Genomic DNA, 12,139 nt, shown 5'->3' with positions numbered 1-12,139 from the left:
CTTTGCTTTTGAAATGCTGCTGATTTCCGTCCTGGCCGGCATCGTCGGATCCGTGCTTGGGCTTGGCGGCGGCATTATCGTCACTCCCGCATTGACGCTGCTCTTCGGTATCGACATCAATCATGCCATCGGAGCCAGCATTATCTCCGTCATCGCGACGTCCAGCGGCTCTGCCATCGCTTATATCAGGGACCGGATTACGAACCTCCGCGTCGGCATGTTCCTTGAAATTGCGACAACGGTAGGCGCTATTACCGGAGCTTTCCTCGGAGCGATTATCGCGCCAGACTGGCTCTATGTTATCTTCGGCTTGCTGCTGCTGTACTCTGCCCTGGCCATGCTGAAGAAGGCCAAATCCGACCTGCCGGCCGAAGTCGAACCCCATCCGTTGGCGACGAAGCTGAATCTGCACAGCCATTATTATGACAAGGCGATTCAGCAGGAAGTGCACTATACCGTGGCCAACCCATACGGCGGGTTCGGCGTCATGTATGGCGCAGGCGTCATCTCTGGCCTGCTTGGCATCGGCAGCGGCAGCTTCAAGGTGATGGCCATGGATCTGTTCATGAAGCTGCCGCTCAAAGTATCCAGCGCGACCAGCAACCTGATGATGGGGGTCACGGCGGCTGCCAGCGCCGGCGTCTACCTGTTCCGCGGCGATATCGATCCCGTCATCTCCGCACCGGTCGCACTCGGCGTCTTGATCGGAGCCACCCTGGGCACGCGCATTATGCAGCGTTTGAAAAACAAAACGATACGCAAGCTGTTCGTACCGATACTGGCCTACGTTGCCATCCAAATGATTATACAAGGGATAGGTGGTCAAGGATGAACGAACCGAAGAATAAAGAGAAGCAAATGCTTGATGTCGAAGCCGCGGTCAGCTCGTTTTTGCGAATCGGCGTCCTGACGAGCGCGGCCGTCATTGTGACCGGACTCATCATGTTCCTTGTTACGGGAGTGAGCGGCTATCCGGAGGGCGAATATCCGACCACCGTCACGGCGATTATACAAGGTATCGCCGCCGGCAGAGCCTATGCGATTATGATGGGCGGCTTGCTGCTTCTCATTATGACCCCGGTCGTAAGGGTTTTTATTTCGATTTTCGTCTTTGCCAAAGAGAAAGACGATATTTATGTCGCTATTACATCGCTCGTCTTCGTCATTCTGATGATAAGTCTGGCGTTGGGCAGAGCTGGTTAACGAACTTCAGGAGGTGTCCGCATGTTCTCCTTTGACGATATTCCCGCTTCATCGCTCGATGAGATTGATAAGATGATTTTGTCGGCGCTGCACAGCAACAGCCGGATCTCGTATACCGATCTGGCCAAGAAGGTCAACCTGTCCCGCGTAGCCGTTCAAGCCCGGGTACAGGCGATGATGGAAGACGGGTTGCTGGAGAAGTTCACGATCGTCATCAATCCGGAAAAATTGGGCATCCGGGTCTCTGCTTTTTTCAATGTCGAGGTGGAGCCCCAATACTTGATGAAGGTCGCAGAGCAATTAGCGAATGAGCCCTGCGTGACGAGCCTGTATCATATGACGGGCCCGAGCAAGCTGCATATGCATGGACTGTTCGCTTCGAACCGGGAGATGGAGCAATTTCTGCAAGAGAAGCTGTATCCCCTTCCCGGCATTATGAGCGTGGAAACGCAAATTTTGATCAAGCGGTACAAGAGCCGGATGGGCATGAAGTTGTAACTCAGTTGTGAACCTTCTGCAACATTGCGGCGGAAAGCTTGCTTTTCGAGGAATTCCTTTCCTATACTGAGTACAAGATCATAGACAAATCGGAAAGTACGGGAAAGGAAGGGTTCCATGCGCACACGCAACTTATCGGCGCGCGCCGCGGCAGGCGGAGCGCTGCTGCTCGCAATCGGCATGCTGCTGGCCGCTTGCGGCGGATCGTCGTCCGCTTCGACGCTGGAAGGGCCGGAGGAAGCCGTCGCCGTCTACAAGCAGCGCTGCATGCAATGTCACGGCGATGCACTGCAAGGCTTGATGGGGCCGGAATCGAACCTGCAAAAGATCGGGGAACGGCTGTCGAAGGAAGACATCGTGAATACGATCAATAACGGGGGCAGCCGCATGCCTGCGCAGCGCAATATCGATCCGGATGACATTGACAAGGTCGCCGAATGGCTGGCCGGCAAGAAGTAGCGGGACACGGCTCAAGCCGCGGGTCGAGGCACGGCTGCCTCCACCAGAGATCGAAGCGCCCGCTCTCCAGTTGGGACAGATCCAGCAGATCCTTCACGAGGCGGGACATCCGCTCCGCTTCGTTCACGATGACCGAGGCGTACTTATGCCGCTTCGCCCCTTGGCCCACATTGTCGCGAAGCGCTTCCGCGTAGCCTTGGATCAGACTGACCGGCGTCTTCAGCTCGTGAGATACGTTGGCGACGAACCGCTTGGGCAACAGCTCCTGCTGCTTCTCCTTCTCGATATCCCGTTGCAGCTGCTCATTCGCCGCCTGCAGCTCTCCCATCATGCCGTTCAGCTCGGTAGCCAAATAGTCGAAGGTCGCGGCCAATTCTCCAATCTCATCCTGGCGCCTCATCTCGGTCCGCACGGAGAAATCAAGCCGGGCCAGCCGCTTCGCCATCTCGTTCAGCTTGACAAGCGGATGGGAGATCAGGCGCGGGAATAGGGCTCGAAAAACATCAATTGCATCACCATGAACAATGCCGTGAATAAGAAAAAACCGACCGCCGTCGTCCAATACACTTTTTTCGCGAGGCTCCAAGTGCGTTTTTGTTTTGTCATCGGTATTTGTATTCATTTCCTCCCACGGTGATCATCCGTCGCCACGCATTGGAATTTACTCCCATTATGGAGGAAGCCCCATGAGATTGCAATATACGCATGTTTACATCAAAGAGCCCCGCCCCCTGAACGGGGAACGGGGCTTCGCCGTGCGGATGCAAGGTTATACAACAACCGGGCAGTCCGCCAAGGGCGGTGTCTGTCAGCGGCCCTTATTCCGGCAGCCGCTCCACGATCGCCTGCGCCGAGGCGAGGCTTGGCTGATGGGAGATGCTGACGTGAATGCGGCAGGAGGCGCGGGACAGGCCGAGCCGGCTCCAGGCCGCCTCGCTGAGACGGGCATGCGGCTTGCCGAGCGCATCGGAGAGCACTTCGATATCCTGGAAGCCGATCAGCGGGCCGATTCCGGTGCCGAACGCCTTCACGACGGCTTCCTTGGCCGCGAACCGGCCGGCTACCCATTCCGTCCGGCGCGCTTCCCGCTGCGCCAGCGCCTCCCGCTCGCCCGCAGTCAAGATCCGCTGCAGGAAGCGCTCTCCGCTGGAGCCATTCAACAGGCGGGCAACCCGCTCCAGCTCCAATATGTCATGCCCGATACCGTAGATCACGAACCTCTTTCCTTTCTTTTCGGTTACGCTCCATTTTATTCGGTTACGCTCCATTTTATATAGAGAGCATACAACTGAGAAGCCGTAAGAAGCAAGTTAGCCTCCGGCAAAGCGGGCTGGTGTTGTTGCATCCGATTCCGCATGGCCCGTTCGGCTCCCGTGAGGTTAGTTCCCGTCAGATTGCTTTCCTGCGGGGCAGCCTCCCCACGTGCTGCCGTCTACTCGCTCACCCGCCATTTCACCAGCTTGTTAATGACGAACAAGGTGACAATGCTGCAGGCGAGCAACACGAGACAGTTCCACATGACGCTGTCGGTCCAGCCAATCAGCAGCACCGTGCGCATCGCATCGGCGGCATAGGTGGTCGGGAACAGATACGACACCCACTGCAGAGGCAGCGGAAGCTGTTGAATGTCCATCATGACCGGGGACAAGAAGGTGATGAACATCATGAGCACCTGGCAGATCATGTTCGTCAGCTGGTGATTCGGCGACCAGAAGCCGATGCACACCCCGATGCCGACGACGCTGGCAAGCGATAAAATAATGACGACCGGCAGTCCCCATGACAAGTGGAAGGCGATACCGCAGCCAAGGCTTCCGATGACGGCCAAAATAACCGTAGACGGCAGCGTGCTCATCAAGCCGCGCAGCAGATTGGCGATGACGAAGCTCATTTTGGAGATCGGAAGCGAAGCGTAGTACGTAAAGTGCCCTTGATGCTTTTGCCATGAAATCTCCTGGCCCATGCTGTTCATCCCCATCACGATGACCCCGAAAATCAGGTTGCCCGCAATGATGCGAGTAATCATCTCTTCGCTTGGATTGTCCGTGAAGAAGGTCATGAACATCATCGTCGTTAACGGAAACATCGTCGCCATCAGCAGCACCCATGCCCAACTGTCCCGGATGATAGCGAATTGAATGCGGAACAGGACGGACAGCTCGGTCAGCGCGCGGCCCGGACCTTGCAGCGGAGCGGATGCCGCTTCCGAATTCGGATGTGGAGTAATCGCCGGATTCATGCTCCCGCCACCTCCTTCTCTACCTCTTGATCAATATGAAAATAGACATCCTCCAGGCTTGGCGGCCTTACAGCATATTCCTCAATCGGCAATTCCGGAGAATGGACGATATAATCGAGCACTTGACTGGCGTCCTCCTTGTTCACCAGCAGGATGAGCCGGTTCTCTCCGTTGCTGTGCAGCTTCCCCCAGCGCTCCATCGCCCGCATCGTATCCTCGCGGCGCCCGAATTCCGTCGTCAGCTCGAACTTGAGGCGGTGATCGGCCTTCTGCTTCAGCTTCGCGACCGTATCGTTCGCCAGCAGCCGGCCGTGATTGATCACCGCGACCCGATCGACGACCTGCTCCGCTTCGAGCACATTATGCGTGACGAGAATGACGGTAGCGCCCTGCTTATTGCGCTCCTTGATCAGAGTCCAGACCAGCCGCCGATTGGCCGGGTCGAGCTCATTCGTGGGCTCATCCAATATCATCACCGGCAGCCGGCCGATCATGACCGTCCCGATGCCAACCATCCGCCGCTGGCCGCCGGATAACTGCCGCAGCAGCTTCCCTCCCTTATCGGCCAGCCCCATAAGTTCCAGCAGCTCCTCAGCCTGCCGCTCGGCCTCCGCCTTGGCCATCCCCCGCAGCCGCCCGGTGAATACGAGCGCTTCGCGCGCCCGGAGCGAGGACAGCACATGCGGCTCCTGTGAATAATAGGCAACCTGCTGCGCGACCCTTTTCGACTGCTGGCTGACGTCGATTCCTTCGTACCGCACGGAGCCCGACGTCGGCTTCAAATGTCCGATCATTTGCTTGATCAAGGTAGATTTGCCCGCGCCGTTCGGGCCGAGAACACCCAAAATCTCGCCCTCCTGCACCTGGAGCGAAATGTCGATATTCGCTTTGACCTTTCCCTTTTTATAGAGCTGGTTCACTTGTTCGACCTCATACACTACCCGATTCACCGCTTCTCCCTCCTCCTTCTTCTATCTATGAGCATACATGGCGCTCCTCTTCCCCTGAAGCGTCCGCCGCCTGAAAACGGATTCATGCTGCAGAAGAATTTATTTCTCGGTCTGAAGACCGAGGAGGGAGCCGGCCAAGAAGGTCCGATTCCACGGTGCCTAAACCTATCCACCGCGAGAGCAGCCCCTGCCGTTTGCCGATAGGTATTGTCTCTATCTTTATCATTTGTTAACCTTATATTGATATAAAATAGTTAACGTTTAAGATGAAGGGAAGTTAACGGACATACCGAACACGAAGGAGATGGAGTTCCATGGATGAGAACCGGAAGCGGCAATTGCTGGATAAGGATCGGGCGTTTGTGTGGCATCCGTTTACGCAAATGAAGGATTACGCCGATCGCGATCATGTGCTGATCGAAAAGGCCGAGGGCCTCTTCCTCTATGACGCGGACGGACGGCGGTATTATGATACGGTATCCTCCTGGTGGTGCAATCTGCATGGGCATGGCCATCCGCGCATCAAGGGGCGATTCGCGATCAGCTTGACACGTTCGACCACATTATGTTCAGCGGGCTGACGCATGCGCCGGGCATCGAACTGGCCGAGCAGCTCGTGCGTCTGACCCCCGAAGGGCTGACGCGGGTATTTTACTCCGACAACGGTTCAACGGCGGTCGAGGTGGCGCTCAAAATGTCGTTCCAATATTGGCAGCACCGCGGGCGAACGGAGAAGACGACGTTCGCTTACCTGGACGGGAGCTATCATGGCGACACGTTGGGCGCGGTGAGCGTGGGCGGGGTCGATCGCTACCACGCGCTGTTCCGGCCGCTGCTGTTCCACGGCCACCGCCTGCCGGCGCCCGATCTGCGGCAGGCGCGCGCCGCGGGAGCCGAGGGCGAACGCGAGGTGGCGGCTCGGGCGCTCGCGGCTGTGCTCGAGCTGTTCGAGCGGAAGGGCTCCACGATCGCGGGCTTGATCGTGGAGCCGATGCTGCAGGGAGCCGGCGGCATGATTATGACGCCGTCCGCCTATTTGCAGGGCGTGCGCGAGCTCTGCAGCCGCTACGGCGTCCACCTCATCGCCGACGAGGTGGCGACGGGCTTCGGGCGAACGGGCGTCATGTTCGCCTGCGAGCATGCCGGGGTCAGCCCCGATATCCTGTGCCTCAGCAAGGGGCTGACCGCCGGCATCATGCCGCTCGCGGCGACGCTGTGCCGCGAGGAGCTGTACGCCGCGTTCTATGACGAGGACGCGGCGAAGACCTTTTTCCACGGCCACAGCTTCACCGGCAATCCGGTGGCGTGCGCCGTGGCGTTGGCCTCGCTGCGCCTGTTCGAGGAGGAACGCGTCCTCGAACGGGCGCAGGACACCATAGCCGCGCTGGCGGACGCCCTGCGCGGCCTGGCCCGCCTGCCGCATGTCGCCCATGTGCGGCAGCTTGGGCTCGTGGCGGCGTTCGACCTGTACCTGGATGCCGAACGCCGCCAGCCCTTCCCGCCCGAGCGGCGCATCGGGGCGGCCATGTACGAGGCGGGCTTCGAGGAAGGACTCATCCTCCGCCCGCTCGGCGACACCCTCTACTATTGGCTTCCATTGTCCGCCACGCCGGACGATGTCCGCGACATCGCCGCCCGCACCGAGCGGGCGCTCCGCCGCGTCCTCGGCTAAACGCCGAAGCGGGCGGGCGCTTGATTCATCAGCTCCCGCCCGCTCTATTATCCCTGCTCGCTACAGCCTCATCCGAGTCAGGGTCCGGATGATCAGATACCCGAGCAGAAAACAGAACCCGGCTCCAATCAAATATCCCAAGCGGCCCGGGTAGACAAGACCATAACCGATATTGCCGCCGAGCAGAGCCGCGCACAGGACGAAGCCCCCAATCAGCACCTTTTCTCCCGCAGGAAACAGAATCAGCTTGCCGTTATTCTCCAGCGGATTGCGGTTATACAGGACAAGACCCGCGACAAGCAGCAGCAGAGCGGATACGCCGACGAATCCGTACGGATACCGATCGATTTCTTCCGTAATCCAGCCCAGGAGATTGAGTTTTTCCCATACGGTCCCGCGCAAATCCATATGCTGGTAGATCGGAACTAGAAAGAAAACATAGGAAAGCTGCTGCAGCATCGAAGCCATAAACTCATAAATGCAGAAAAGAATGAAGGTCAGCACCGCCTGGGCGGTCCAGCTGCCTGTGAAGGAACCCATGAACAGCATAAACGTATACACCGACAGGACGGCAAAAATAACATGGAACGCGTACTTGATGAAAACCATGACGTGAAAATGAGAGCCGACTGGAGAAGCCCACAGCATGACGGCGTACAGCACGGTGATGACAAACACGGACGAGATGATATAAGCGGCGCCGACCATCCATTTCGTGCCATAGATAAGCCATCGCGGATAAGGCAAGGCGAACCCCAGCTCGCTGATGTGGCTGCGCCGTTCATAGCCCATTTGCCACAAAGCCAGCAAAAAGCAGATCAGCGCAAGACCGAACTGGAAAATGGCATACTTCTCGGAAAACGCCCAACTCACTGCAATATCCGGGTCGCGGTCGAATATCGAGGCGTTATGCTGGATATACTCCGGCGTCTGGAACCACCATTGCTGCATGTGCGTGAACAAGACGGCAAAGAACCCAAGCAGCAGCATCAACCCGAGCAAGCCCCATGTCTGGCGAATCTCCTTCCGCCACAGCGGCCGGACAAACCAATTATGCAGCACCCCCGTCACCTCCCGACTTCCATGTAAACCAATCTTCCAGCGAGAGCGGGAGCTCGTCGATCAGCATCAGTTCCTCCCGCTTCAATGCCTCCAAGGCCGCTTCCGCTTCCACAATCACCGTGTACACGCGGCCAACCTGCTGGAGGACGAACACCCCCGGCTCATAGAGCCAGGCTGGCGGCTCCGCCTTGCCGAACACGATCTGCAGCTTCTTGATCTGCTCCCGGAGCCGATCCAGCTCCCACACCTCCTCCGTCCGTCCTTCCCGGAGCAGGACGACCGTATCGGCGATGCGGTCCAACTCGTGAAGCATATGCGATGAAATAAGGATGGAAGATTCTTCATCCATCGATTCGACAATCAGACTTAAGAGCTGCTTCTTCGCTACCGCGTCTATCCCGTTCGTCGGCTCATCGAATAGAATCAGCCGCGCTTTCGTAGCCAACCCGAGGGCCGTGCTGAACAGCATCTTCATCCCCTTCGACAGCGACCGCACCCGCTTGTGCAGCGGGAGCTTGAAGTTATCCATGGCCTCCGTAAAATAAAAAAGATCAAAATTCGGGTAAATTTGCGCGTACCAGCTGGCGCATTCCTTAATCGTATACGATTCCAGCGCCGTCGGCGCGTCCGGGACAAAGACGATATCCCGCTTCAGCTCCGGATAGCGGTGCACGCTAATCCCGTCAAAAGCGACGCTCCCCTGATCCGGGCTATAGATGCCGACCATCGTCCGCATCAGTGTCGTCTTGCCGGTGCCGTTCCGGCCCACGAGCCCGACGATGCGCCCCGGCTCGATGCCGAAGGTGACGCCTCGCAGGACGGGCTTGCCGTCAATCGATTTATGTACAGCCTCCACTTGCATCATGATTCTTCCCTCCACCATTCATGACATGCCTGCTCGACAATGTCCAGCAGACCGGACGGTTCCAGTCCGAGATGCTTCGCTTCCAGGGCGACGCGCTTGATGTCCTCTCTCAGCTTCTTCATCCGTTCCTCCGCCATGCCGGGAGACGCCGCTTCCGCGACAAACGTGCCTTTGCCCCGCATCGTCACAATCACCCCTTGCCGTTCGAGCTCCTGATAAGCCTTGCTGACCGTATTCGGGTTAACCAGCAGCATCGCGGACAGCTCGCGCACCGAGGGCACCTTCTCTCCCGCTTCCAGCGCTCCCGTGGCGACGAGCGCTTTCATCTGGTCCACGATCTGCTCATATATCGGCGAAGCGCTCTGCTCTTGCAGACGAAACATGGAAACCCTCCCTTTTTGCTATCGAACCATTAGTGTATTATCAGGACTAGTACACATGGTACATAAGAATAGACATTCCTGTCAAGATGAAAAGGACATTCTGCTCCCATTCAGGGGTGTGGTACAATGAGTGAAAATAAGCTGGAAGGCAAGGAGGTTGGCTTAGATTGAAGTATGCATTCACTTATTCAGGGCAGGATGGCCGCATCCTGCGCGGGGACGTGTTTCTGCCTGCGCAGCCGCAGCGCCCGGCAGTGCTCCTCATTGCTCACGGGTACAAAGGGTTCAAGGATTGGGGAATGTTCCCTTATGCGGCGGAGCAAATCGCAAACCGCAGCGGACTGCTTACGATGACGTTTAATTTTTCGCATAATGGCGTCGGCCCCTCGCTTGACCGCTTCGATCAGCCGGAGCGATTCGCAATCAATACGTACGGAGAGGAGCAGACTGACCTTGCCACGCTGCTCGATTGGTTGCGCTCCTCCGAATTCCCGCAATGGCTGGCTGCCCAAGGAGGAAGCTTCCCTTGGTCGAAGGAGATGCCGCTCTATCTGCTCGGCCACAGCCGGGGCGGGGCAAGCTGCCTGCTGTATGCGCTGGAGCATCCGGATCATATCGCAGGCGTGCTTACGTGGAATGGCGTGACGAATATGGATTTATTCTCCGCGGAGCAGAAGCAGGAAATGCGGGACAAGGGGCAATCCAAGGTCATTAACGCCCGCACGGGCGAAGCTCTTCCGTTGTCCCGTCTGCTGCTGGACGACCTGGAAGCCAATCGCGAGAAATATGACCTGATTCACCGCGTCCGCGATGCCCGCTTCCCTCTCGCGCTGATTCAAGGCTCGGACGATTTGCCGGGCTTTCGCGACGGATCGGCACGTCTGGTAGCCAACTATCCCCAAGCGGAGTGGATTACGATCGAAGGGGGCGGCCATACGTTCAACACGGTTCACCCGTTTCAAGGCACGACACCGGAGCTGGAGGCCGCCATTGAAGCAACCGTTCAGTGGCTGCAGGCCCGCTAATCTTCGCACATAGACAGGAGTTGCTGTGTACTTATGTTGACCCCGCGCCAGCTCGCTGTATCGGTCCTGACGACGATAGGCGGCCTTACCGCCGCCTATCTGCTCGGTCTGCCGCATATTGCCGGCTTTGCCGCCGGCTTCCTTGTGCTCGCTCTCTGCTCGCGCAAGCAGGGCCATCCCTGGCCAGACCTGCTTCGCTATATGCGTGCGGGCGCCCTCCATACGATGGAAGTCGTCTGGATTCTGCTTATGGTCGGCCTGATGATTCCGGCCTGGACGATCAGCGGAACGATCCCTTACTTAATCGAGCAGGGACTGTCCTGGATTCATCCGGCATGGATGACCACGCTCACCTTCTGGTTGTCCGCGCTATTTTCCATGCTGCTGGGCACCTCGACGGGAACATTGAGCGCGGTAGGCATCCCGATGATGGGTGCCGCGGCGATGGCTGGCGTGCCGCTGCCTCTCATGGCCGGCGCTCTCGTATCCGGCGCGTTCATCGGCGATCGCACCTCCCCCTTCTCAAGCGCCCGCCGCTTGGTCGCCGATTCGACGGGAACCTCCGTCAGACTCCAAGCCCGGGCGATGCTGCCTACCACTCTGCTCGGCCTCGGCGCGGCTACGGCCGTCTTTGCCTTATTCGACTGGGCGGGAGCATGGGTCGTACCGGCCAAGGCATTGCAGATGGAAGCCTATCGCGACGCCTTTGCATTTCACCCGCTGCTGATCCTGCCCGCTCTCGTTCTGGTCGCAGCGATCCTGTTCCGGGTCAAAACGCGTTACGCCTTCCTGCTCTCCATCGTAACGTCAATCATTCTCGGAACCTGGCTCCAAGGCGCCGGCGCGATGACATGTTGGAATGGCCTGCTGTGGGGCTATGACCATGCCTCGCTTCCCTCGCTGCATACGAAGGGCGTGCTGAATATGGTCGACCTCGTCCTGCTGATAGCGATGGCCGGCGCCTTCAACGGCATACTGGAGTCGACGCGCACCCTGGAGCCTTATATGGCCTCCTTATTGGGCGCGAAGCCGTCCCTGCCCGGGGCCACCGCGCGCATCGGCTTATTCGGCTTCATCCTGGCGCTTGTCTCCTGCACGCAGACCCTGCCCATCATGATGTCAGGACGGAGCGTGCTGCCGCTGTGGACCGCCCGCTTCCCGCCGGAGCAGCTCTCCCGCATCGTCGCCGATACGGCTCTCGTTTTCGCTGCCCTGATCCCGTGGAATATGCTGGCTGTCCTCTGCGCCACGATTCTAAATATGCCTGTTCATCAATACGCGCTCTTTGCCGTCTTTCTATGGATACTGCCGCTGTGCACGTGGCTCGTCTCCTTCCTGAGGGGGCGGAAGCAAAGTGCCGCTCATTACAGCAAAACATTATCAGGCTGAACATATCACCGCTCGCTTCAAGCTCCTTTACGCCGCTATCCCCTCTGCTCATATTGGATGCCTGTTGCCGGTTCGCCAGCTTCCCGGGAGATATTCTCCAGAGGTATTCTCCGGAGGTATGCTGCGGTGGTATTTGCTCCTTATCGATATTTCAGTGCGGCCCGGTTCGGTTAACAGCTTCTTTGAATGTTGGACGATATAAGCAAGTCAGTTCGTTTTTTCTTCTTTATGAATCAATGGGATATTGAGTAAAAGGCCTTGAAGATATACTGTTCTCCTGGCGCGGAAGAGAGGTCATCCAGTTCAAATCACACAGCGAACACGGTATCCGACAGATAATGCGAGATTCATCAAATAACACGGTATTCATTCTAAAAACACGAGTTTCGTCAAC

At 57.8% G+C, this 12,139-nt stretch carries 13 protein-coding genes and 1 pseudogene; 7 read left to right on the top strand and 7 right to left on the bottom strand.

Features of this window, described 5'->3' with window-relative positions; genetic code table 11:
• Positions 1-13: 13 nt before the first annotated feature.
• The 4 genes from OCY70_RS11195 (at position 14) to OCY70_RS11180 (ending at position 2,160) form a co-directional block, all read left to right on the top strand.
• On the top strand, positions 14-832 hold the full coding sequence (locus tag OCY70_RS11195) for a sulfite exporter TauE/SafE family protein (protein WP_373871502.1): 819 nt from the start codon (positions 14-16) through the stop codon (positions 830-832).
• Positions 829-1,203: a DUF1634 domain-containing protein gene (locus tag OCY70_RS11190; RefSeq protein WP_261944854.1), complete on the top strand. Its 375-nt coding sequence runs from the start codon at positions 829-831 to the stop codon at positions 1,201-1,203. The genes OCY70_RS11195 and OCY70_RS11190 overlap by 4 nt, the downstream gene beginning before the upstream one ends.
• 21 nt (positions 1,204-1,224) lie before the next feature.
• On the top strand, positions 1,225-1,701 hold the full coding sequence (locus tag OCY70_RS11185) for an Lrp/AsnC family transcriptional regulator (RefSeq protein ID WP_006678024.1): 477 nt from the start codon (positions 1,225-1,227) through the stop codon (positions 1,699-1,701).
• 117 nt (positions 1,702-1,818) lie between these two features.
• Positions 1,819-2,160, top strand: a complete 342-nt coding sequence (locus tag OCY70_RS11180; protein WP_213429911.1) for a c-type cytochrome — start codon at positions 1,819-1,821, stop codon at positions 2,158-2,160.
• Here OCY70_RS11180 and OCY70_RS11175 read toward each other — a convergent pair.
• The 4 genes from OCY70_RS11175 to OCY70_RS11160 all read right to left on the bottom strand — a co-directional run bounded on the left by OCY70_RS11175 (position 2,069) and on the right by OCY70_RS11160 (position 5,349).
• Positions 2,069-2,782 (bottom strand): sensor histidine kinase, encoded by a 714-nt coding sequence (locus OCY70_RS11175; RefSeq protein WP_249725443.1) that lies wholly within the window; start codon positions 2,780-2,782, stop codon positions 2,069-2,071. The genes OCY70_RS11180 and OCY70_RS11175 overlap by 92 nt on opposite strands.
• Positions 2,783-2,978: 196 nt before the next feature.
• Positions 2,979-3,374 (bottom strand): holo-ACP synthase, encoded by a 396-nt coding sequence (acpS, locus tag OCY70_RS11170; RefSeq protein ID WP_213429910.1) that lies wholly within the window; start codon positions 3,372-3,374, stop codon positions 2,979-2,981.
• 218 nt (positions 3,375-3,592) lie between these two features.
• Positions 3,593-4,399: an ABC transporter permease gene (locus tag OCY70_RS11165; protein ID WP_213429909.1), complete on the bottom strand. Its 807-nt coding sequence runs from the start codon at positions 4,397-4,399 to the stop codon at positions 3,593-3,595.
• The gene (locus OCY70_RS11160; RefSeq protein ID WP_213429908.1) at positions 4,396-5,349 is read right to left on the bottom strand and encodes an ABC transporter ATP-binding protein; all 954 of its coding nucleotides are present in this window, start codon (positions 5,347-5,349) and stop codon (positions 4,396-4,398) included. Before OCY70_RS11160 ends, OCY70_RS11165 begins: the two co-directional genes overlap by 4 nt.
• A 314-nt stretch (positions 5,350-5,663) precedes the next feature.
• On the opposite strand from OCY70_RS11160, the pseudogene bioA reads away from it, so the two are divergent.
• Positions 5,664-7,021 (top strand): annotated as a pseudogene (gene bioA / locus OCY70_RS11155) (adenosylmethionine--8-amino-7-oxononanoate transaminase).
• Between the two features lie 60 nt (positions 7,022-7,081).
• On the opposite strand, the gene OCY70_RS11150 reads toward bioA, so the two are convergent.
• From OCY70_RS11150 to OCY70_RS11140, 3 genes are read right to left on the bottom strand one after another with little or no spacing between them, the layout of a single operon-like run.
• Positions 7,082-8,083 carry an acetoin ABC transporter permease gene (locus OCY70_RS11150; protein ID WP_213429907.1) on the bottom strand — a complete coding sequence of 334 codons (1,002 nt, stop codon included), beginning with the start codon at positions 8,081-8,083 and terminating at the stop codon, positions 7,082-7,084.
• On the bottom strand, positions 8,073-8,948 hold the full coding sequence (locus OCY70_RS11145; RefSeq protein WP_213429906.1) for an ABC transporter ATP-binding protein: 876 nt from the start codon (positions 8,946-8,948) through the stop codon (positions 8,073-8,075). Before OCY70_RS11145 ends, OCY70_RS11150 begins: the two co-directional genes overlap by 11 nt.
• Positions 8,945-9,331, bottom strand: a complete 387-nt coding sequence (locus OCY70_RS11140; RefSeq protein WP_213429905.1) for a GntR family transcriptional regulator — start codon at positions 9,329-9,331, stop codon at positions 8,945-8,947. The genes OCY70_RS11145 and OCY70_RS11140 overlap by 4 nt, the downstream gene beginning before the upstream one ends.
• Positions 9,332-9,498: 167 nt before the next feature.
• Here OCY70_RS11140 and OCY70_RS11135 point away from each other — a divergent pair, with 167 nt between their 5' ends.
• Positions 9,499-10,356, top strand: a complete 858-nt coding sequence (locus OCY70_RS11135; RefSeq protein ID WP_213429904.1) for an alpha/beta hydrolase family protein — start codon at positions 9,499-9,501, stop codon at positions 10,354-10,356.
• Between the two features lie 33 nt (positions 10,357-10,389).
• Positions 10,390-11,745, top strand: a complete 1,356-nt coding sequence (locus OCY70_RS11130) for a Na+/H+ antiporter NhaC family protein (protein WP_213429903.1) — start codon at positions 10,390-10,392, stop codon at positions 11,743-11,745.
• Positions 11,746-12,139: the final 394 nt, after the last annotated feature.

The sequence above is a fragment of the Paenibacillus melissococcoides genome (assembly GCA_944800085.1).
In the GTDB taxonomy this organism is placed as follows: Bacteria; Bacillota; Bacilli; order Paenibacillales; family Paenibacillaceae; genus Paenibacillus_B; species Paenibacillus_B melissococcoides.
The sequence above is the reverse complement of the archived record's forward strand: the minus strand, read 5'-3'. Positions and strand labels throughout refer to the sequence as shown.

Bases quoted from the DNA above. Each gene is read 5' to 3' on its own strand.
- OCY70_RS11195 (WP_373871502.1), top strand. From the start codon at position 14: ATGCTGCTGATTTCCGTCCTGGCCGGCATCGTCGGATCCGTGCTTGGG.
- OCY70_RS11190 (WP_261944854.1), top strand. From the start codon at position 829: ATGAACGAACCGAAGAATAAAGAGAAGCAAATGCTTGATGTCGAAGCC.
- OCY70_RS11185 (WP_006678024.1), top strand. From the start codon at position 1,225: ATGTTCTCCTTTGACGATATTCCCGCTTCATCGCTCGATGAGATTGAT.
- OCY70_RS11180 (WP_213429911.1), top strand. From the start codon at position 1,819: ATGCGCACACGCAACTTATCGGCGCGCGCCGCGGCAGGCGGAGCGCTG.
- OCY70_RS11175 (WP_249725443.1), bottom strand. From the start codon at position 2,782: ATGAATACAAATACCGATGACAAAACAAAAACGCACTTGGAGCCTCGC.
- OCY70_RS11165 (WP_213429909.1), bottom strand. From the start codon at position 4,399: ATGAATCCGGCGATTACTCCACATCCGAATTCGGAAGCGGCATCCGCT.
- OCY70_RS11145 (WP_213429906.1), bottom strand. From the start codon at position 8,948: ATGATGCAAGTGGAGGCTGTACATAAATCGATTGACGGCAAGCCCGTC.
- OCY70_RS11140 (WP_213429905.1), bottom strand. From the start codon at position 9,331: ATGTTTCGTCTGCAAGAGCAGAGCGCTTCGCCGATATATGAGCAGATC.
- OCY70_RS11130 (WP_213429903.1), top strand. From the start codon at position 10,390: ATGTTGACCCCGCGCCAGCTCGCTGTATCGGTCCTGACGACGATAGGC.